We start from the raw sequence: 18,560 nt of genomic DNA on the forward strand, positions 1-18,560 counted from the left end.
TCTTGCCCCCCTTGCCCTGCTCGGCGGGGCTTTTATCATTCAGGCCGCCGACACCACCATCCGCCCCGCCACCCGCCGTGAGACCGCCCAAGCCAGGACCAGAACGCCCAGGCCCGCCACAGCCATGGCGGCGGCCAGCCCCCCATGGTCCACGGTGCTGCCCACCACCAGCACGCCCAGGCTTTGCCCCAGAAACAGCAGACAGGCGAACAGCGTGACGGCGCTGCCTCGGGCATGCGGTGCCATCTGCGTAGCCTGGGTCTGCAAGGTGTTGTGCAGCATGTAAAACCCCAGCCCGGCGAAAAAGCAGGCCGATACCGCCACCGCCGCCAGCGGCACGAAGGCCAGCGCCCACAACGAAACAGCGATCAAGGTGCCCCCCAGCAGGGCCAGCCCCCGTTCGCCCAGCAGGCGCAACCAGCGGGTGACAAACTGGCTGTAAAGCAATCCCCCAACGCCGTACAGCATCATCACGCCGCCTGCCGTCGATGGACTGAAGCCCAGGGTGCTGACCAGGCGACTCGGCACAAAGGCCAGGGTGCCAAAGGCCAGCGCCCCTTCGATGGCGGTCACCGTGACCACCCAGCGCACCCGGGGCAGGCGCAACAAGGCCAAGGTGGCATGGAAGGAACGGCGCCAGGGCACAGGCGCCGTCTGGCTCAAGGCCTGCGCGTGTGCGGCACGCTGCGCACCGGTCTTGCGGTACAGCGTGAACGCCGCGACAGCAAACAGGGCCGACAACAGGCCGAAGGCCACGCGCCAGCCCAGGTACTCGGAAGCCACCCCCCCGAACCACTGCCCCGCCATCATGCCGGTGACCGTGGCGCCCATGAAGCGCCCCAACGTGGCCTGCCGCTGCTCATAGCCCACCTGATCACCGATCCAGGCCATGGACAAGGGGATGATGCCGGCCGCCGCACCGCCCATGGCCGCACGCGACAGCACCAGCACGTCCAGGCTGGGGGCCAGCGCGGTCAAGGCGCTGAACACCGCACAGCCCGCCGTGGCCAGATTGATCACCCGGATCTTGCCCAGGCGGTCGCCCAAAGGGCCATAGAACAACTGCAGCACGCCATACGCCACCGCAAAGGCGGCGATGACACGCGAGGCTTCGCCCGTGCTGACCTGAAAGTCATGGCCCAGCACCCCCAGCATTGGGTCGCACACCCGCATCGAGGCCATGCTGCCGAATGCAGCCAGGCCCAGCAGGCGCAAGGTCAGGGACAAGGAGTTCATTCAGGCCTTCTGAAAAGCCTGTGATTCTGCCGGGATTGGCCCGATTCCGCTTTGGTGCTGCACGCCACCAATTCGGTGCAGACGGCGCCATAACAGTGCTAGACGTGCAATTTATTGCGAAAACAGAAATAGTATTTTTCCAAAGGCATCGTTTTACTCATGTGCTAATCAGAATAAAGTTCAACCCATCGACTCGCTGCCCCAATTTTGTGATTTCAGCAAGTCGGCATTACACCTAAAGGAAATCCCTTATGAACCGCACTCTCATTGCCTCCGCCCTGATCGCTGCTTCGGCCTTCGCCGCCGCCCCCAGCTTTGCTGAAGGCCTGGCCGAGTACAACCAGACCCCCGCTGCCGTGGCCCAGCGCACCCGCGCCGAAGTGAACGCCGAAGCCCTGGTCGCCGCACAGCACGCAGCCGACGTGGACAGCAAGTCGAAGGTGCTGCCCCAGGTCAAGTCGGCCCTGACCCGCGTCGAAGTGCGCCAGGCTGCCGCTCAAGCCAACCGTGCCGGCATGCTGCCGCACGGTGAACTGAGCTACTGAGCCCTCAGAAGACCTCACCCCGCGCGGTGAGGCCTGGCCAGAAAAAAACCGCTGCAGCCCTGGGCCCAGCGGTTTTTGTTTTTTGTTGTTCGTACAGCGGGCAGCACTGCGGCGTGATCAGGTTCCGTCGCGGTGTCAGCGGATGGCCAGTCGTGTCGGCTGATCGGTCTGGTCAGGCCTGTGCCAGGCCCGCTCGCGAGAGGCGCCGGATTGCTGCTGCAGTTGTTCGCGGGTGTAGGGCCGCTCCGCCCCCGACAGTTTGAGGGCGATGCGCACCTCCCATTCGTGCGTGGGCAGGTGGGGTGCCGCGCGCCCCGCCAGCAAAAGCAGCGCCAGAGGAATCAGGCCCGCCAGCAACGGAAAAGGTTTGACGCGCCCCAGCGCCAGCAGCGTGCACACGCAAACCGCCGCCCCCAGCAACCAGGCCAGCACCACCTCGCTGACACTGTGCGCCCCCAACACCACCCGTGAGACAGCCACCAGCGCGGCCAGGCTCAGACCCAGCGCAGCCGTCAGCCAACGCCATTGCCGCTGCTGGGGAGCGAGCAACAGGCTGCACAGAATGGGAAACACCGATGTCGCCAGCAGCGTATGGCCACTGAACCCCGTGAAATCCCAGGCGGCGATGCCGATGCCCCAGCCAATGAACAAGGTCTTGCTGATCAGCGTCAGGGCCACCGCCGCCCCCAGGGTCACCAGCCAAACCCCGGCGGCCAATCGCTCGCGGGCCAGCCACACCCCCAGCCAGGTCAACAGCCAAACCGGCAGCATCAGGCCCGCGGACCCCAGCGAGGTGATGCTCTCCCAGGTTTGGGGGGTGACGGGCAACCCATCGATCATGGAAGGCTCAGCTTTCTCATGGTTAATACCTAGCGAAGTGTAGCGATGAAACCCGGCAACAGGGTTTCAACCCGCCACCAGGGCCAGGTAGGCGCGCCTTGTTTCGGGCGACACGGCCGCCAGCACCTGCGCGTGCGAGGTCTGGTGGCGCCTCAGCAAGCGGGCAGATGCCACGGCTTTCGACTTGCAGAACCAGTGGCAGCTGTGCTGCATGAGGAACAACTCAGCCGACAGCCGATAGGCCCGATCGCGCTGCGACAAGCCGCCCTGGGCCTGGGCCGCCTGGGCCAATCCGCGCGCGTGGATCTTGAACAGTTCGCGCAGATCGAAGGTGAAGGCCGGCAGCAGTCGGTCCACCCAGGGCAAGGCGACGGGGAACCGGCTGACCCGGGTGAGCGAAGCATCGAGCCGGGCAAACTCCTGGGCAAAGCGGCTGAACTGGTCACTCAGGCTGGTTTCGGCGCTGGCCAGCAGTTGCCAGATCTGGTCACGCCGTGCCAAATCCTTTTCCCCCAGTGCACGCAAGTAACCCTCGGTCACCGTCTCCATCAGTTTTTCGATCTGGTACTGACCCAGCACGCTGCCCAGCAAGCCGATGCGGCGGCGTTGGTCATGGGTCTTGACGATGTGAAAGGCGAAGCCCGCGAACAGGGCCAATAAAAAGAAGTCCATCGGGGGCAGCGGTCAGCGTTGATTGGGTTGGAGAGCCGCTGAGTGTAGCCAGCCCGGACCCGATCCGACGCCACCCGCCTGCGTCCAGGTGGCATCAGGCCAGCGATTCGATGCGCAGCCAGGCCGCGCCCCCCACCGTGTCGGCCGAGGCCAAAGACAAGGCCATCGACTCCCGCAGCGCCACGACGTCGCCCTCCAGGGCCAGCCCGGTCAACACCACCACGGCCGGCGCCTGCCCAGCCTCGCCAGGCACCCGCTCCAGCCGGCGAACCGGAATGCGATGGGCTTCCAGTGCGGCCGCCAAGCGGGCCATCAAGGGGTTCAGCCCCACCTCGTCCGCGACGCTCCAGCGCAGGTAATGGGCGCCACGCAGTGCCGCCATGGGCAACACCGGCAAGGGCCGCAAGGCCGCGGGCTGGAAGGCCAGGTGCGGCACACGGTGCTGTTGCGGCCCGCCGTGCAGGCGCGCCAGGTCGATCAGGTCGGCGATCACGGCCGACGCCGTGGGCTCGGAACCCGCCCCCGCCCCGTAATACATCGTGACCCCCGAGGCATCGCCCTTGACCAGGATGCCGTTCATGCTTCCGTTCACCTGGGCCAGCAATTGGTCGGCCGGCAACAGGGCCGGGTGCACGCGCAGCTCCAGCCCTTCGGGCCGGCGCCGCGTGACGCCCAGCAGCTTGACGCGGTAGCCCAGGCGCTCGGCCAGTCGCACGTCCTGGGCCTGCAGGTGGCGGATGCCCTCCACATGTGCTCGCTCGAACTGCACCGGTGTGCCGAAGGCCATGGCCGACAGCAAGGTGAGCTTGTGGGCCGCGTCCACGCCGTCCACATCAAATGCCGGATCGGCCTCGGCATAGCCCAGGCGCTGGGCCTCGGCCAGCGCCGCCTCGAAGCCCAGGCCGCGCTCGCGCATGGCGCTCAGGATGAAATTGCTGGTGCCATTGATGATGCCAGCCACCCACTCGATGCGGTTGGCCCCCAGGCCCTCGCGCAAGGCCTTGATGATCGGGATGCTGACGGCCACCGCGCCCTCAAAGGCCACACAGGTGCCGGCGGCCGAGGCGGCCGCAAAGATCTCACTGCCATGGTGCGCCAGCAAGGCCTTGTTGGCGGTGACCACGGGCTTGCCCAGCGCCAGTGCCTGCAACAACCACTGGCGGGGCAGTTCGGTCCCTCCCACGGCCTCGACCACCACATCGACCTCCGGGTCGGCGATCAGGGCCTGGGCATCGCTCACGAGTCGCACGCCCGGCCCGACCAGGCTGGCCGCGCGCTGCAGATTGCGCGCCGTGGCCACGGTGACACGGATCGGCCGGCCGGACCGCAGCGCAATCTCATGGCGGTTGCGCTGCAGCACCTGCAAAGTGCCTGCGCCCACCGTGCCCAGGCCGATCAGGCCCACGCGCAGGGCCGGCAACGAGGCCGCCGCCAGGGCACCCTCGGGAAAATGGGATTCGGGATCGTGGTACATGTGTTTCTCCGGACCAGAAATGAAAAACCCAGCTGCCGGGCTGGGTTGGTTCGGAGACTCACACCAGGGGCAGCCGGTACGGCCACCCCAACGCTGCTAGGGGGCCGCGGTGGTAATGGTGCTAATCATCATGCCCATGCACGATGCCCCGGTCCGTGCGATCACGGACGCGCCTGCCGACACCGCACAGGCGGTGAAGAAGGCGTTGAGGCTGCGTTCAAAAGACATGCGCCACAGTGTAACGGCAAAATTCAATGCCCTGCCCGGGCCCGTTCGCAGCTGCGCTGCAGCCAGGCCGGGTCGAAGCACTGCTCGACCTGGTCCGCCAGGCGGTCAAACACCTGCGTCAGCGTGGGTGCATCGGCCCCGAACAGGGCTTGCAGCACCGCGGCATCCTCGAACAGGCCATGCAGGTACAGGCCCAACACACGCCCGTTGGCACTCTGCCAGGCCAAACCGGGGATCAGCTCACGCGCCACATCACCGGCCGCGGCCATGGCCGGGTGCGGAGCCGTCTGGCCGTGGTGAATCTCATAGCCTTGCAGGGCCACCTGTGACAGGGCGGCCCAGGGCGCGGCCACGTCGGCAAAGCGTGCCTCGGTGTGGCGCACGGTTTTTTCGGCTTCGAATGTGGTCACCAGGGGCAGCAGGCCCAGTCCGGGGGCGTTGCCATCGATGCCCTGGGTGTCGATCAGGGCCTCGCCCAGCATCTGCAGGCCGCCGCACACGCCCAGCACCCGGCCACCGCGTTCGGCATGGCGGGCCACGGCCTGGTCCAGGCCTTGTGAGCGCAGCCAGGCCAGATCGGCTGCCGTGGCCTTGCTGCCGGGCAGGATCACCCAGTCGGCACCGTCCAGATCGGCCGGGCTGCGCGCCCAGTTCAGGCGCACACCGGGCACATTCTTGAGCGGCTGAAACTCATCGAGGTTGCTGATGCGGGGGTAAGCCACCATCGCGATGCGGGTGTGCACCGCGCCGCTCACACCGGCGCTGCGGTCGTCGAACACGCCGTCCTCCTCGGGCAGACCGTGCTGCCACTTCATCGGCACCACGGCCACGGTGGGCACGCCGGTGAGCTGCTCCAGCATCTCGGGCCCGGGGGCCAGCAGGCTGGCATCGCCGCGAAACTTGTTCAGCACGAAACCCTGGATGAAGGGGCGTTCGTCCTCGGGCAGCAGGGCCCAGGTGCCGTAGAGGTGGGCAAAAGCACCGCCGCGATCGATGTCGGTCACCAACAGGCATTCGGCCTGGGCATGGCGCGCCACACGCAGGTTGACGATGTCACTGGCATGCAGATTGATCTCTGCCGGCGAACCAGCGCCTTCGATCACCACCACATCGTGGTCGGCGCGCAGGTCGTCCAGGGTCCGGGCGATGGCGGGCCACACCTTCTCGCTGCGGCCACGCCAGGGCATCTCGGTCAAGGCGGTGTCGACCTGGCCCAGCAGCACCACCTGGCTGCGCGTGTCAGCCTCGGGCTTGAGCAGCAAGGGGTTCATGCGCACCTCGGGCTCAGCCCCGGCGGCCAGGGCCTGAAAGTACTGGGCGCTGCCGATCTCACCGGACTGGCCGCCCGGCCCCGCCACCACACGGGCGTTGTTGCTCATGTTCTGCGCCTTGAAGGGCGCCACCTTGAAGCCCTGGCGCGCATACCAACGGCACAGGGCCGTGGTCAGCCAGCTTTTGCCGGCACCGCTGGTGGTGCCCAGCACCATGACGCAATGCGCCGGGCCGGGGGTTGTTTTCTGAAGGGTCATGTCGGTTCCGATGTCAAGACAGGGCCTGGGCCAGCGCCTGCTGGGATGCGGGGGGCAACACGCCCATGCGCCACCACCCCGGCAGCTCGAAGGAGGTGGCATCGCGCAGCTTGATGCCCTGCTGGCGCAAGGCCGGCAGGCGGGCCGCGTGGGCGGGCGTGGGCTGCACACAAAAGAAGTTGGCCTGACTGGGCCGGACCTGCCAACCGAGATGGTGACACAGTGCCTGCTGCTGGTCTTTCCAGGCGCGCAATCGAGGCCTGCATTCGGCCAGCCAATCCTGCACGGCCGGCTCGCACCAGGCCTGCAGCAGGGCCACGCCATGGGCGCCCAGCGGCCACGACGGACACAAGGCCTGCAGGGCGGGCACCGCCGCCTCGGCTCCGACAGGGGCCAGTGCATAGGCCCCGCGCACCCCCGTCAGGCCCAGGGCCTTGTTGGGGCTGTAGAGCTGCCAAGCCTGGGCCAGACAGGCTGCAGAGAGCCCGCTGGCACCGCTGAGGCGCAGGGGCTCGTAGGCGCGGTCCAGCACCGCCAGGGCAGCGCCGTCGAACACCGCGTCCCCGGGCAGGTCAGCGCCCAGAGGGCTGGCGGGTTCACAGGCCCAGGCCAGACAGGGCCGCGGAGAAGCGTCTGCCACGGGGCCGGCAATGTCTTCATGCGTCGTCAGCGCCAGACCCCAGGCCCGGGCCGCCTGGGCATAGTCACCATAGGCATGCCGAGGCAGGCGCACGTGTCGCAGGCCTTCGCGCCAGGCCCAGGCGGTGAAGCGGAAGATGAACTCACTGGCACTGGCCGCCAGCAGCACCCGATCAATGGCCACCCCATGGTGCATGGCCAGCCGCTCGCGCAGTGCTTGATACGCCGCGTCGGGGTAATGGGCGGCATCAGCCGCCTTCACCTGCTGCCAGGCAGTCGGGCACGGGCCACACGCATTGCTGTTGGTGGAAAAGTCGTGCTGCGGCACCCCCTGCGCATCGGGGCCGCCATGCACGCGCGGCAGCGCACTCATGCAACCCCACCCAGGCAGCGGGACCAGGCCGAGGCCAGGGCCAGGCTGCCCCCACTGAGCGCCCCCGCCCAGGCCACCGCCCACACCACCGCCGTACCGGCCCAGGACAAGGCCCGCTGCGTGTGGACCGGCAAAGGTGTCGGCGCGAGCGGATTCAGCACATAGGCTCCCGGCTTGCCCAGGCGCACGCCCAGGCGCAAGGCCATGGCCGCCATGGGCCAACCGCTGTTGGGCGAAGGGGTCTTGGCCGCCTCACTGCGCACGCCATGCCAACGCAAGCGCCCGGGCCAGGCCAGCAACAGTGCCGTGAGCCGCGCCGGGCACCAGGACAGAACATCGTCCGCGCGGGCGGCCCATTTGCCGGCCCAGGCCCAATAGTGGCGCCCAGCGCTGCCGCCGCGCCAGCCCGGATAGCCCCACATCGCATCCGCGGTGTTGGCAAAGCGGTACAGCGCGGCCCCCGGCAAACCGGCCACGGCAAACCAGAACAAGGGCGCCACCACCGAGTCGTTGAGGTTCTCGGCCAGGGACTCGATCGCGCTCTCACGCACCTGATGCGGCCCCAGCTGGCTGACATCCCGGCTCACCAGCCAGGCCAGTCGGGCACGACCGGCGGGCAGCGACACGGCCAGGGCATCCTCCACGGCCTGCACCTCTTCACCCAGCAGACGCCAGGCCAGCAGCGGCTTGAGTGCCAGCCCCAGCACCCCGGCCGTCAACCAGGCCGGCTGCTGCAGGGCCCAGGCTTGCAGGCCGCCGGCCAGAGCCACACACGCCCCCGCGCCCAGGCACCACAGCAAGGCCCCGCCGAGCAGGCGCGGCAGGTCCCGCCGGCCCTCGGGGTCGGGGCCCACACCCTCACGGGGTGCCAGCCGATGCCCGACCCAGCCCAGGTAACGCCCCATCCAGACCACCGGGTGCACGGCGGTGGGCGGCTCGCCCCACAGGCGATCCACCCCCAGGGCCAGGGGCACCGCCGCGGCCAGCGCCAGGCCGACCCAGGGTTCAATCAGACTCAAGGCCAGGCCCCTCCGCAAACAAGGCACTGGGCCGTCCCCATTGCTCGTCGAACACCAGTTCACCCAAAGCGGCGCGGCGCGCCCAACGCTCTTGCTCCAGCATGGGCTGTTCGTAGAAGGCCGTGACCGGCCCCAGGCACAGCAGCGCGATCACCTCGGCCCCTTCGGGCAAGCCCAGCACGCGGGCAACCTCCAGCGGATCGAAGATCGAAACCCAGCCCATGCCCAGGCCCTCGGCACGGGCCGCCAGCCACAGGTTCTGGATGGCGCAACTGGCGGAGGCCAGGTCCATCTGGGGCAGCGTGCGACGCCCGAAGACGTGGCGCTCACGCCCGTCGCTCAACGCCACGGCCAGCAGTTCGGCGCATTCAAGCACGCCCTGCACCTTGAGGCGCAAGAATTCCTCCTGCCTCACCCCCAGGGCCTGGGCGGTCCGCACGCGCTCGACCTCGACCAGGGCGTGCAGGCGGGCCCGGGTGTCGGGCTGGCTGATGCGGATGAAGCGCCAGGGTTGCATGAAGCCCACGCTGGGGGCGTGGTGGGCGGCATCGAGCAAGCGGCGCAGCAGCTCAGGGGCCACCTGCCCGCCGCTGAAGTGGCGCATGTCGCGGCGCTGATGGATGGCCCGGTACACGGCCTCGCGCTCGGCAGGCGCAAAGGCCTGGGCGGCAGGCGAGGTGTCGGCGCCTGGACGGGCTGATTGGGGATCGCCCTGCCGGGGCGGAAGGTCGCTGGCCATGCTCAATCCTCGATGCCCCGTTGGGCCGGGATGCCGGCCTGGAAGGCGTGCTTGATCAGCTTCATCTCGGTCACGGTGTCGGCCATCGTCACGATCTCTTCGGGGCAGCGGCGCCCGGTGAGCACCACGTGCACCTGGCGCGGGCGGTCGCGCAGGGTGGTCAGCACCTCGCCCAAGGGCAGCCAGCCATAGATCAGGGGGTAAGTGATCTCGTCGAGCACCACCAGAAAATGCTCGCCGGCCAGGATCACGTCCCGCGCCCGGGCCCAGCCATCGCGGGCCAACTGGGCAGAGTGATCGAGGTCCTTGCTCTTCCAACTGAAGCCGTCGCCCAGGCCTTCCACCGGGATGCCCAGTTGCTCGAACATGCGGTGTTCGCCAAAGCGGGCGCTGGGCACCTTCATGAACTGGTAGATCTTCACGGCCTTGCCGCGGCCATGCGCCCGCAGGGCCAGGCCGAAGGCCGCGGTGCTCTTGCCCTTGCCATCGCCGGTGTTGACGATGATCAGGCCACGGCGCTCGCCCTCGGCTTTGTCATAAGGCTTTTCGGTGGGGGGGGTTTCGATCTGCATGGGAGGTCTTCAGGAAGTGTGGGGGTGGGATGTGGGTTCTGACGTGGGTTCGGCCCGGGCCACGGGCAGGGGCACCCATTGCCCCTGGACCGGGTGGATCTTCAGGCGCTGGTCAAACACCTGCTCCAGCGCGCGGTGCGTGGCCGGGGCCTCGGTGCTGCCGTGGTGGCAGATGCGGCCTTGCGCCATCACCACCAGCTCTTCGGCCTGCAAAGCCATGCCGAGTTCATGCAGCACGCTGACCACGGTCCGGCCCTGCCCCACCAGTTGGCGCACGGTGTCCAGCCAGTCGGACTGGTGCGGTGGATCCAGGTTGGCCAGGGGCTCGTCCATCAACAGCACCGGGGCCTGCACGGCCAGGGCGCGGGCCAGCAACACGCGCTGGCGCTCGCCGCCCGACAGCTGGCCCAGACTGCGCTCGCGCCATTCCCAGGCCTGGGTGCTGCGCAAGGCCTGCTCCACGGCCGCGTGGTCGGCGGCGCCGGGCGCGGCCAGCCAGCCGCGGTGGGGCAGGCGCCCCAGCATCACCACGTCAAGCACCCGCAGGTCGTGGGCCGCCTGTTCACCCTGCCCCAGCCAGGCCACGGTGCGCCCCCGCTCGCGCGCGGGCCATTGGCGCAAGGGGCGCTGCAGCAGGGTGATCTCGCCAGCGCAGGGCAGCAGGCCCGCCAGCGCCCGCAGCAAGGTCGATTTGCCGGCCCCGTTGGGGCCCACGATGCTGGTCCAGGCCCCCTGGCGCAAGCCCAGGTCGATGGCGTGCAGCACCGGTCGCTCACCGAGCCGGGCGCTCACGCCCCGGGCCTGCAGGGCCAGCGTGGAGGAGGCGACCACGGCGCTCATGCGCCGCCCCCCAGGCTGTCGCGTCGGTGCATGAGCCACAGCAGGTAGCTGCCGCCCAGGACCGCCGTCAAGGCACCCACGGGCAACTCCTGTGGTGCCGTGAGGCCACGCGCCAGCACGTCGGCCAGCATCAGCAGGCAGCCGCCGGTCAGGCTGGCCAGCAGCTGCTGCCAGGCATGGCCCGTCTTGACCAGCCCGCGTACCAGGTGCGGCGCCGCCAGGCCGACAAAGGCAATCAAGCCGGTCTGGGCCACGGCCGTGCCGGTGGCCAACGCCAGCACGGCCACCAGCACCGCGCGTAAAACGCCGAGTGGCAGGCCCAGGCTGAGGGCCGTCGATTCACCGAGCGACAGTCCGTCCAGGCCCCGGGCCGCCCCCAGCGCCACCAGGGCGCACACGCACCACACCGCGCCCATCAGCAGGGCCGAGGTCCAGCCGACAAAGCCGGTGTTGCCCAGCATGAAGGCTTGCATGGGTTGCATGATCTCGGGCACGCGCAGCAGCAGCAAAGAGGTGATGGCGCCCAACACCACGCCCACGATGACCCCGGCCAGCAACAGGCGCAGGGTCTGCTGCACGCCTCGCGCCAGCGCCAGGGTGAGCAACACGGCGCCCACGGCACCGACAAAGGCGGCGCCGGTGAGGCCGAGGCGCATCAGCCAGTCGGATGACAAGAGCAGGTTCAAGGGCCTTTGCCCCAGCCACACCAGGGCAAAAGCCACGCCCAGCGAAGCCCCTGAGGCACTGCCCAGCAGGTAGGGGTCGGCCAGCGGGTTGCGGAACAAGCCCTGCGCCACGGAGCCGGCCAGCCCAAGCAAAGCCCCGGCGGCCAGGGCCCCGAGCGAGCGGGGCAGGCGGATGTCGAGCACGATCTGGGCGGCCAGGGGGTCGTCGAACAACTGGGTCACCCGCTGGAAACCGGTGCTGCCCACGCCCAGGCTGAGCGCCAGCAGACCGGCCACCAGCAGCACCAGCACGAAGAGCACGGCGGCCGGCCGCCAGGCGCGTGGGCTCATGGCGAGCGCTCCTGCAGGCAACGCGCCATCAGGCGTGCGGCCTCGCCCATGCGGGGGCCGGGGCGCACCATCACATCGGATTCGGCAGCGCTGAAGCGACAGATGCGGTCCTCGCGCACGGCGCGGATGCGATCCCAACCCGGGCGCTGCATCAGGCCTTCGAAGTTGCGGTCCCCAATCATGATCAGGTCAGGGTTGGCGCGCACCACATACTCGGGGTTGAGCTTGGGAAAGGGGCCCAGCGAGGCGGGCACCACATTGCGCGCGCCCAGCCGGCTCAGGGTCTCGCCGATGAAGGACGATTCGCTGGCCGCATAGGGCGCTCGGTTGACTTCGTAATACACCCGGGTGTTGCGCACCTTCGGCGGCAGCGACTGGGCGGCGGCCGAGACCTCGGCATCGATCTGGCGCCAGATGCGCGCCGCGCCCTGCGCATCGGGCACCTGCAGGACCACGCCGATCTTGCCCAGCACGCGTTGCACATCGGCGTAACTGCGCGGCTCCAGGGCCACCACCTTGAGGCCGAGCTGCTCCAGCCGGGGCGTGGCACGGGCCGACTTGGCCAGCAAGACCACATCGGGCCGCAAGGCCACGATGCCCTCGATGTTGGCGTCGTCCAGCCCCCCCAGGTGCGGCAGGGCCTGCACCGACGCAGGCCAGGTGGAGTAACGGTCCACCCCCACGAGGCGGGCACAGCCACCCATGGCGCAGATGGACTCCGTCAGCGAGGGCAGCAGGCTGATGATGCGCTGCGGCGGCTGGGCCAGTTGCACGCTGACGCCGCGGTCATCCTGCAGTTCGATGGGGGCCGCGGCCTGGCACAGGCTGCTCAGCATCGCGAGCAACAGCCACGCCAGCGGGAATCGGAGGAAGGTGCAGGATTTCAAGCGGGGGCCTTCAGAGTCAGGGGCAGGCCAGCGGCCATCAAGGTGACGCGGTCGCAGACCTGGGCCAGGCGCTGGTTGAGCTGGCCCAGCGCATCGACAAAGGCCCGGACCTCGCGCCCCATCGGGATGACCCCCAGGCCGATCTCGTTACTGACCAGCAGCACCGGACCCGAAGCACGGGCCAGGGCCTCGGCCGCCTCGCTGATGCGCCGGGCCAGTCCATCAACGCCCACCGCGGCTGACGGGTCGATGGGCATGATCAGATTGGTCAGCCACAGGGTCAGGCAATCGACCACCACCAGGGTGTCGTGCCGGCTCAGGCGCTGCAGTTCAGCAGGCCAGTCCAGTGGCGACTCGACGGTCTTCAGGCCCGGCACACGCTGGGCACGGTCGCTCTGGTGGCGCTCGATGCGTGCAGCCATCTCAGGGTCCCAGGGTTGGGCCGTGGCGATCAACACCGCCTGTCGCTGCGGCTGGGCCAACCATTGGGCCGCCTGGTGCTCGGCCCGCGCCGATTTGCCACTCTTCTGGCCGCCCAGGATCAGTTCACGGTAGGCGTGGCTCATGGTCGCGCCTCCGGCAGGAACAAGGCAGCCACCGCCTCGGGGGCCGAGGGGAACCAGGCATGGAAGTAGCTGGCCCGCACCGGACCCAGGCCATACACGGCCTCGCCTTCGCTGCCATGGGGCGACACGCCCGGACGCACGCTGCGGCCCACGGGCTGCAATGCGGTCTCGCAAAGCGAATGGTGAAAGGTGTGGCCACGCAAAGTGCCGCCGCCGGGCTCGGGCGTCCATTGCTGCGGCCCCAGGGCCACCAGGCGCTTTTGCATCAGCACCTGACCCGGCAGCAGGCCGAAGCCGGCGTACCGCTCGCCCTCACGGGTGACCAGGCTGTCGAACAAGGCCATCATGCCGCCGCACTCGGCCCAGACCCGGCGGCCAGCGGCCACGTGGGCCTGCAGGCTCAGGCGCATCGTGGGGTTGCCGGCCAGGGCCGGGCCGTGCAGCTCGGGGTAGCCACCGGGCAGCCACAAGGCGTCACAGTCGGGCAAGGCCGCATCGGTCAAGGGCGAGAAAAACACCACCTCGGCGCCCAGGGCGCGCAGGCAGTCCAGGTTGGCCGGGTAGATGAAACAGAAGGCGGCATCACGGGCCACGGCCACCCGCCGGCCGGCCAGCAAAGTCGACACCGGCGCCGGGGCCGCGGGCAGGTCGACCGGAGGCTGCCAGGCCGGCCAGTCGGCCAGCGCACGCTGGCCGATGGGGGTGTTGGCCAAGGCGTCGGCCGCCGCATCGAGGCGGGCCAGGGCATCGGGCAATTCACCCGCCTGCACCAGGCCCAGGTGCCGCTCGGGCAGGGCCCAATCGGCACTGCGGGGCAAGGCCCCCAGCCAGGTGGCGGGGTCGCGCAGGCCGTCACGCAGCATGTAGGCGTGGCGCTCGCTGCCCACCCGGTTGGCCAGCACGCCCAGCCAGGGCAGCCCCGGCTGGTAATGCTGCAGGCCATAGGCCAAGGCGCCGAAGGTACCGGCCATGGCCGAGCCGTCGATCACGGCCAACACCAGCAAGCCGAAGCGGCGCGCCAGATCGCCTGCGCTGGGCTGGCCATCGAACAGGCCCATCACGCCTTCGACGATCACCAGATCGCTGTCGGCGGCAGCCTGTTGCAGGCGGGCCGCACAGTCGGCCTCACCGTTCATCCACAGGTCCAGCGAGTGCACGGGGCCGCCGCTGGCCAAGGCCAGCCAGCAGGGGTCGAGAAAATCGGGCCCGCACTTGAAGGTCCGCACCCGCCGCCCGGCCCGGCTGTGCAAGCGGGCCAGGGCCGAAGCGACCGTGGTCTTGCCCTGGCCAGAAGCGGGTGCGGCCACCAGCACCACTGGCGCCAGCGCGGCCATCAGCGCGGGGCCCAGATCAGGCCCAAGTACACGCTGCGGCCCGGGGTGGCGTAGGTGTTGGCCAGTTGGTAGGACTTGTCGGCCAGGTTGTTGAGGCGGGCCAGAAGCTTCCAATCCGGCGCGATGTCGGTGCTGGCACGCAGGTTGAACAGGGTGTAGCCCCCCAGTGTCACGGTGTTGGCGGCGTTGTCGAAACGGCGACCCGACCATTGCGCCTCGGCAGCCAGGTTCCATTGCGCCAGGCGGGTCTCGGCACTGAAGGTACCGTGCTCGCGCGAGCGGCGGGCCAATTGCTTGCCGGTGATCAGGTCCTTCGGGTCTTGCACATCGAGCGAGCCGCGCAGCAGCACGGTCTCGACACGCTGCTCGCCCGTGAAGGTCAGGCCTTCATAGCGGGCGCGACCGGTGTTGGCATAGCAGCCGTAAGGCGACGAGCAGGCACCGGCGCCACCGAAGTTGATCAGGTTGTCCACCGTGTTGCGGTAGGCCACCACACTGAACAGGCTGCTGCCCTGCTGGTAACGCAGGCCGGCCTCGAGGTTGCGGCTGGTCTCGGGTTGCAACGAGGCCAGGCCGTACTCGCTGAAGCGCTGGTACAGCGTGGGGGCACGGAAGGCGGTGCCGGCCGACACCGTGGCACGCCAGGCGGGCGTGATGGCGTAGCCATAGGCCGCACTGCCCGTGTTGTGGCTGCCGAATTCGCTGTCGCGATCATGGCGCAGGTTGAGCTGCACGGTGTGGGCCTGCCAACGCAGGCCATAGCCCAGGGCCACCGCATCCTGCGAGCGGCTGCGGTCGATGGGGGCGTTCTGCAGCTGGTCTTCCCGGCGTTCGAGCGCCACGGTCCAATTGGCCGCGCCACGCTTCCATTCGTTCTGGAACAGGTAGCCGCGCACCCGCGTGTTGGTCTGGTAGGGGCTGGGCTGGGTGGTGTAGTGGTCGGACGATTCGGTGACGCTGACGCGGGTGCTGTAGCCCTCGTTCCAGCGCGCCGACCAGTTCAGGCCGGCGGCGTAAAGACGGTGCATGTTGCGGTCGTCCTTGCTCAGGCTGGCGTCATAGCCCGAGTTCATGTTGCTGCCGAGCAGGGTCGCTTCCAGGCGCTGGTCGCGGTTGAGCTGGGCGCCGAGGCGGGCATAGCCCGAGTTGCTGCGGTAGCCGTCACGGTCGGGGTTGGCCGTGGCGATGGGGCGGGCATTGAAGCCCAGGCTGGTCTCGTTCTGCACCCCCAGCGCGTAGTCGATGGCCCCGTCGGCACCGCTGAGGGCGGCTTCCAGGTGGGTGCTGCGAAGGCTGCCGATGCCCATGCCGACATAAGGCTTGAGTGCGCCCTCGCCCTTCTTGGTGAAGATCTGCACCACGCCGCCGATGGCGTCCGAGCCGTAGACGGCCCCCGCCGGGCCACGCAGCACTTCGATGCGGTCGATCAGGCCCAGGGGGATGGCCTCCCAGGCGGCGCCGCCGGTGGACTGTGAATCCACCCGGATGCCGTCAATGAACACAGCGGTGAAACGGGTCTCGGCCCCACGCATGAACAAGCTGGTGGTCGTGCCGGGGCCACCATTGCGGGAAATTTCAATGCCGGGCACACGGGCCAGCACGTCGGCCAGCGCGGTGGCACCACTGTTTTCGATGGTTTCACGATCGATCAAGGTGACATCAGCCACCAGGTCGGCCAGGGGCTGCTCGGTGCGCGTGGCAGTGACCACGGTTTCCTTGAGCGGGTTCAAGCCTGCGACCAGGACAGGCAGCTCGGCGGCCTGCGCGGCCACCTGCAGGACACACAGGCCGGCGGCCAGGGCGAGAGGGCTCAGGCCATGGCGAGCGCGCGCACGGACGGACACACGGACGGAGGATTGAACGGAAGGGTTCTTCATGGGACGGGGACAGGTCAGCAAAATAGGTCCGCGCCGGCTTCCCCGCCGGCACTTGGACGTCACGAACACCAGGGCCTGAACGGGCAGGCCTTGGCATTCACCTTGTTGGCCGGTATCCGGGCTGGCAGAGACAACCCTCCTCGCCTTCCCAGATGCGTGTTCAGAACATCCAGTGGCTTGTTGGAGAAAGGCGGAGCCTGAAAAAGGCTCGTCTGCTTGACCGTTGCGGGGGCAGCGCAGGTTGGAGGCGGGGCGCGTGACGCCTGCCCGTTCCTGCTTCCCGTTGAACTGCGGTGTGTGAACCACACCGCGAGCACCAACAATCCGGATTTTAGAACCATTCACTGACGCCCGTCCTACAATAGCCGGCTGTATGGCACCCTCCGACCTGCACCCCATTGACCAGATCGCCGATCGCGTTGAGCGGCTTCTGGTGCGCCACGAAGAGCTGCAACGCACCAACGCCTTGCTCACCGAGCAGGTGGCGGCCCTGGGGCGCGAACGTGACAGCCTGAAGTCGCGGCTGAATGCCGCGCGCTCCCGTGTCGAGGCCCTGCTGGAGCGCCTGCCACCGCTGCCCACCGAACCCTCCGAGGACAAGGCCGCATGAAGCAAGTCGAAGTCCAGATCATGCAGCAGAGCTATCTGCTGGCCTGCCCTGATGGCCGAGAGTCGCGCCTGCTGGACGCCGTGGAGCGCCTGGACACGGCGATGTGCAAGATCCGCGACGCGGGCAAGGTGCGTGCACGCGACCGCATTGCCGTGCTGGCCGCCCTGAACTTTGCTTTTGAGCTGGCCGATCGCGAAAACGCCGATCTGCAAGCCCAGGCCCAGGCCCGGCAGGCCCCCACCCCACACCCCTCGCCCGCGGCCAGCCTGCCGACCGGTGCGCTCAGCGCACACGATGCCGAGCGTCTGAACCAATTGATTCGCCAACTCGACAACGCTCTGGGCGGCGACGGCCACCTGATCTAGGGCCTGTTACCAGGCTCCAGCCCCCATCGACCGGGCGCTGTCAAGCAAAGCCCCCTCACAGGTGCAGATCTGGGCCAGATTGCCGCCAGCCCCCCTTCGGCGGGCCTACAATGGCAACCGTCTGCAGTGCATGCCGGGCTTTATATTTCCTTGAACCAATGCTCTCTGAGCCCGGGCTTGGTACATCGGCTGGTGAGCGTGATCGTCTCGCGTCAGATGAACCCAACGCCAGTCTGCCCTTGCCCACCTGAACCCCCGGTTCAGGATGCCGGTCCGGTGGCACTCGCAGACACCTTCTTCCCGAACAAGCCGGCCTCGCGCCGGCTTGTTTTTGTCTGCCGTCGCATCCAGGTGCCACCACCATGCTGCTTGAGCCGATCCTGATTCTTGAACTGGCCCTGCTGGGCATTTTCTCGGGCTTCCTGGCGGGGCTGCTGGGCATTGGTGGCGGCATGCTGATGGTGCCCTTCATCACAGCCATCCTGGGCCGCCAGGGTGTGGCAGCCGATCTGGCCGTGAAAATGGCGATTGCCACGTCCATGGCCACCATCATGTTCACGTCCATCTCCAGCGTGCGAGCACACCACAAACGCGGTGCCGTGCGATGGGATCTGGTGCGTGGGCTGGCCCCCGGCATCGTGCTCGGCGGTGCGGTGGCCAGCATGGGTGTTTTTGCCTTGCTCAAGGGCAGTGCCCTGGCGATTTTCTTTGCGCTGTTCGTGGGCTTTTCGGCCACCCAGATGTTCCTCGACAAGAAGCCCGCCCCAGCGCGCCAGATGCCCGGCATGGCCGGCCAGCTGGCCGGCGGCGGCGTGATCGGTTTTCTGTCGGGCCTGGTGGGTGCGGGTGGCGGCTTTGTGAGCGTGCCCTTCATGACCTGGTGCAATGTGCCCATCCACAATGCCGTGGCCACCTCGGCGGCCCTTGGGTTTCCGATTGCGGTGGCCAATGTGGTGGGCTATGTGATTGCCGGGCAGTCACTGACCCAACTGCCCCCTGCCTCGTTTGGCTACATCTGGCTGCCTGCGCTGGGCGTGATCGCAGCCTGCAGTGTGTTGACCGCCCCACTGGGCGCCAAGGCGGCCCACCAATTGCCGGTGAAAAAGCTCAAACGGGTGTTTGCCAGCCTGCTGTACCTGCTGGCTGCCTACATGGCGTGGAAGGGCCTGAGCGGCTGAACCGGCCTCTGCTGCAACGCC

The 18,560-nt window shown here is 68.5% G+C and carries 19 protein-coding genes and 1 riboswitch; of the genes, 4 read left to right on the forward strand and 15 right to left on the reverse strand.

The genetic code is table 11. The features are described 5' to 3' along the window. Positions 1 to 39: 39 nt before the first annotated feature. Positions 40 to 1,236: an MFS transporter gene (locus tag AC07VS_RS22875; protein WP_492346208.1), complete on the reverse strand. Its 1,197-nt coding sequence runs from the start codon at positions 1,234 to 1,236 to the stop codon at positions 40 to 42. Between the two features lie 251 nt (positions 1,237 to 1,487). On the opposite strand from AC07VS_RS22875, the gene AC07VS_RS22880 reads away from it, so the two are divergent. Beyond that, positions 1,488 to 1,781, forward strand: coding sequence for a hypothetical protein (locus AC07VS_RS22880; protein ID WP_492346207.1), 294 nt, complete (start codon positions 1,488 to 1,490; stop codon positions 1,779 to 1,781). Positions 1,782 to 1,916: 135 nt separating this feature from the next. Here the strand turns inward: AC07VS_RS22880 and AC07VS_RS22885 are convergent, their stop codons facing one another. The 14 genes from AC07VS_RS22885 to AC07VS_RS22950 all read right to left on the reverse strand — a co-directional run bounded on the left by AC07VS_RS22885 (position 1,917) and on the right by AC07VS_RS22950 (position 16,386). Beyond that, complete coding sequence (locus tag AC07VS_RS22885) at positions 1,917 to 2,621, reverse strand: phosphatase PAP2 family protein (protein ID WP_494658622.1); 705 nt, start codon at positions 2,619 to 2,621, stop codon at positions 1,917 to 1,919. Positions 2,622 to 2,687: 66 nt separating this feature from the next. Beyond that, positions 2,688 to 3,293, reverse strand: a complete 606-nt coding sequence (locus tag AC07VS_RS22890) for a hypothetical protein (protein WP_492346205.1) — start codon at positions 3,291 to 3,293, stop codon at positions 2,688 to 2,690. Positions 3,294 to 3,387: 94 nt separating this feature from the next. Beyond that, positions 3,388 to 4,713 (reverse strand): homoserine dehydrogenase, encoded by a 1,326-nt coding sequence (locus AC07VS_RS22895; protein ID WP_494752146.1) that lies wholly within the window; start codon positions 4,711 to 4,713, stop codon positions 3,388 to 3,390. Positions 4,714 to 5,018: 305 nt separating this feature from the next. Next, positions 5,019 to 6,482, reverse strand: coding sequence for a cobyric acid synthase (locus tag AC07VS_RS22900; RefSeq protein WP_494752147.1), 1,464 nt, complete (start codon positions 6,480 to 6,482; stop codon positions 5,019 to 5,021). 55 nt (positions 6,483 to 6,537) lie between these two features. Beyond that, a complete protein-coding gene (locus tag AC07VS_RS22905) occupies positions 6,538 to 7,536 on the reverse strand; it encodes an aminotransferase class I/II-fold pyridoxal phosphate-dependent enzyme (RefSeq protein WP_494752114.1) in 999 nt (332 codons plus the stop codon). Beyond that, positions 7,533 to 8,546 (reverse strand): adenosylcobinamide-phosphate synthase CbiB, encoded by a 1,014-nt coding sequence (gene cbiB, locus AC07VS_RS22910; protein WP_492346654.1) that lies wholly within the window; start codon positions 8,544 to 8,546, stop codon positions 7,533 to 7,535. Before cbiB ends, AC07VS_RS22905 begins: the two co-directional genes overlap by 4 nt. Further along, positions 8,542 to 9,294 (reverse strand): 5,6-dimethylbenzimidazole synthase, encoded by a 753-nt coding sequence (bluB, locus tag AC07VS_RS22915; protein ID WP_494658625.1) that lies wholly within the window; start codon positions 9,292 to 9,294, stop codon positions 8,542 to 8,544. The genes cbiB and bluB overlap by 5 nt, the downstream gene beginning before the upstream one ends. A 2-nt stretch (positions 9,295 to 9,296) precedes the next feature. Continuing rightward, complete coding sequence (gene cobO / locus AC07VS_RS22920) at positions 9,297 to 9,866, reverse strand: cob(I)yrinic acid a,c-diamide adenosyltransferase (RefSeq protein ID WP_492346201.1); 570 nt, start codon at positions 9,864 to 9,866, stop codon at positions 9,297 to 9,299. A 9-nt stretch (positions 9,867 to 9,875) separates the two neighbouring features. Continuing rightward, positions 9,876 to 10,706, reverse strand: coding sequence for an ABC transporter ATP-binding protein (locus tag AC07VS_RS22925; protein ID WP_494752115.1), 831 nt, complete (start codon positions 10,704 to 10,706; stop codon positions 9,876 to 9,878). Then, positions 10,703 to 11,722, reverse strand: a complete 1,020-nt coding sequence (locus AC07VS_RS22930; protein WP_494752116.1) for a FecCD family ABC transporter permease — start codon at positions 11,720 to 11,722, stop codon at positions 10,703 to 10,705. Before AC07VS_RS22930 ends, AC07VS_RS22925 begins: the two co-directional genes overlap by 4 nt. Then, positions 11,719 to 12,558: an ABC transporter substrate-binding protein gene (locus tag AC07VS_RS22935; protein ID WP_492346653.1), complete on the reverse strand. Its 840-nt coding sequence runs from the start codon at positions 12,556 to 12,558 to the stop codon at positions 11,719 to 11,721. Before AC07VS_RS22935 ends, AC07VS_RS22930 begins: the two co-directional genes overlap by 4 nt. A gap of 47 nt (positions 12,559 to 12,605) precedes the next feature. Beyond that, the gene (locus AC07VS_RS22940; protein WP_494752117.1) at positions 12,606 to 13,175 is read right to left on the reverse strand and encodes a bifunctional adenosylcobinamide kinase/adenosylcobinamide-phosphate guanylyltransferase; all 570 of its coding nucleotides are present in this window, start codon (positions 13,173 to 13,175) and stop codon (positions 12,606 to 12,608) included. Beyond that, entirely contained in the window at positions 13,172 to 14,509 is a 1,338-nt protein-coding gene (locus AC07VS_RS22945; RefSeq protein WP_494752118.1) for a cobyrinic acid a,c-diamide synthase CobB, read from the reverse strand. Before AC07VS_RS22945 ends, AC07VS_RS22940 begins: the two co-directional genes overlap by 4 nt. Beyond that, on the reverse strand, positions 14,509 to 16,386 hold the full coding sequence (locus AC07VS_RS22950; RefSeq protein ID WP_494752119.1) for a TonB-dependent receptor domain-containing protein: 1,878 nt from the start codon (positions 16,384 to 16,386) through the stop codon (positions 14,509 to 14,511). Before AC07VS_RS22950 ends, AC07VS_RS22945 begins: the two co-directional genes overlap by 1 nt. Before the next feature lie 90 nt (positions 16,387 to 16,476). Further along, positions 16,477 to 16,722, reverse strand: a riboswitch (cobalamin riboswitch). A 37-nt stretch (positions 16,723 to 16,759) separates the two neighbouring features. Between AC07VS_RS22950 and AC07VS_RS22955 the strand changes: the two genes are divergently transcribed. From AC07VS_RS22955 to AC07VS_RS22965, 3 genes are all read left to right on the forward strand, one after another. Further along, positions 16,760 to 16,996, forward strand: a complete 237-nt coding sequence (locus AC07VS_RS22955) for a cell division protein ZapB (protein WP_019573080.1) — start codon at positions 16,760 to 16,762, stop codon at positions 16,994 to 16,996. Continuing rightward, positions 16,993 to 17,361, forward strand: coding sequence for a cell division protein ZapA (locus tag AC07VS_RS22960; RefSeq protein ID WP_494752120.1), 369 nt, complete (start codon positions 16,993 to 16,995; stop codon positions 17,359 to 17,361). Before AC07VS_RS22955 ends, AC07VS_RS22960 begins: the two co-directional genes overlap by 4 nt. A 362-nt stretch (positions 17,362 to 17,723) precedes the next feature. Then, complete coding sequence (locus AC07VS_RS22965) at positions 17,724 to 18,539, forward strand: sulfite exporter TauE/SafE family protein (RefSeq protein WP_492346194.1); 816 nt, start codon at positions 17,724 to 17,726, stop codon at positions 18,537 to 18,539. Positions 18,540 to 18,560 lie beyond the last annotated feature (21 nt).

The sequence above is a fragment of the Curvibacter sp. GW821-FHT01G03 genome, assembly GCF_059422285.1.

Excerpts from the sequence above, each read along its gene's own strand:
- AC07VS_RS22875 (WP_492346208.1), bottom strand. The coding sequence starts at position 1,236 with ATGAACTCCTTGTCCCTGACCTTGCGCCTGCTGGGCCTGGCTGCATTC.
- AC07VS_RS22880 (WP_492346207.1), top strand. The coding sequence starts at position 1,488 with ATGAACCGCACTCTCATTGCCTCCGCCCTGATCGCTGCTTCGGCCTTC.
- AC07VS_RS22885 (WP_494658622.1), bottom strand. The coding sequence starts at position 2,621 with ATGATCGATGGGTTGCCCGTCACCCCCCAAACCTGGGAGAGCATCACC.
- AC07VS_RS22890 (WP_492346205.1), bottom strand. The coding sequence starts at position 3,293 with ATGGACTTCTTTTTATTGGCCCTGTTCGCGGGCTTCGCCTTTCACATC.
- AC07VS_RS22900 (WP_494752147.1), bottom strand. The coding sequence starts at position 6,482 with ATGGTGCTGGGCACCACCAGCGGTGCCGGCAAAAGCTGGCTGACCACG.
- AC07VS_RS22905 (WP_494752114.1), bottom strand. The coding sequence starts at position 7,536 with ATGAGTGCGCTGCCGCGCGTGCATGGCGGCCCCGATGCGCAGGGGGTG.
- bluB (WP_494658625.1), bottom strand. The coding sequence starts at position 9,294 with ATGGCCAGCGACCTTCCGCCCCGGCAGGGCGATCCCCAATCAGCCCGT.
- cobO (WP_492346201.1), bottom strand. The coding sequence starts at position 9,866 with ATGCAGATCGAAACCCCCCCCACCGAAAAGCCTTATGACAAAGCCGAG.
- AC07VS_RS22925 (WP_494752115.1), bottom strand. The coding sequence starts at position 10,706 with ATGAGCGCCGTGGTCGCCTCCTCCACGCTGGCCCTGCAGGCCCGGGGC.
- AC07VS_RS22930 (WP_494752116.1), bottom strand. The coding sequence starts at position 11,722 with ATGAGCCCACGCGCCTGGCGGCCGGCCGCCGTGCTCTTCGTGCTGGTG.
- AC07VS_RS22935 (WP_492346653.1), bottom strand. The coding sequence starts at position 12,558 with ATGCTGAGCAGCCTGTGCCAGGCCGCGGCCCCCATCGAACTGCAGGAT.
- AC07VS_RS22940 (WP_494752117.1), bottom strand. The coding sequence starts at position 13,175 with ATGAGCCACGCCTACCGTGAACTGATCCTGGGCGGCCAGAAGAGTGGC.
- AC07VS_RS22945 (WP_494752118.1), bottom strand. The coding sequence starts at position 14,509 with ATGGCCGCGCTGGCGCCAGTGGTGCTGGTGGCCGCACCCGCTTCTGGC.
- AC07VS_RS22950 (WP_494752119.1), bottom strand. The coding sequence starts at position 16,386 with ATGAAGAACCCTTCCGTTCAATCCTCCGTCCGTGTGTCCGTCCGTGCG.
- AC07VS_RS22955 (WP_019573080.1), top strand. The coding sequence starts at position 16,760 with ATGGCACCCTCCGACCTGCACCCCATTGACCAGATCGCCGATCGCGTT.
- AC07VS_RS22960 (WP_494752120.1), top strand. The coding sequence starts at position 16,993 with ATGAAGCAAGTCGAAGTCCAGATCATGCAGCAGAGCTATCTGCTGGCC.
- AC07VS_RS22965 (WP_492346194.1), top strand. The coding sequence starts at position 17,724 with ATGCTGCTTGAGCCGATCCTGATTCTTGAACTGGCCCTGCTGGGCATT.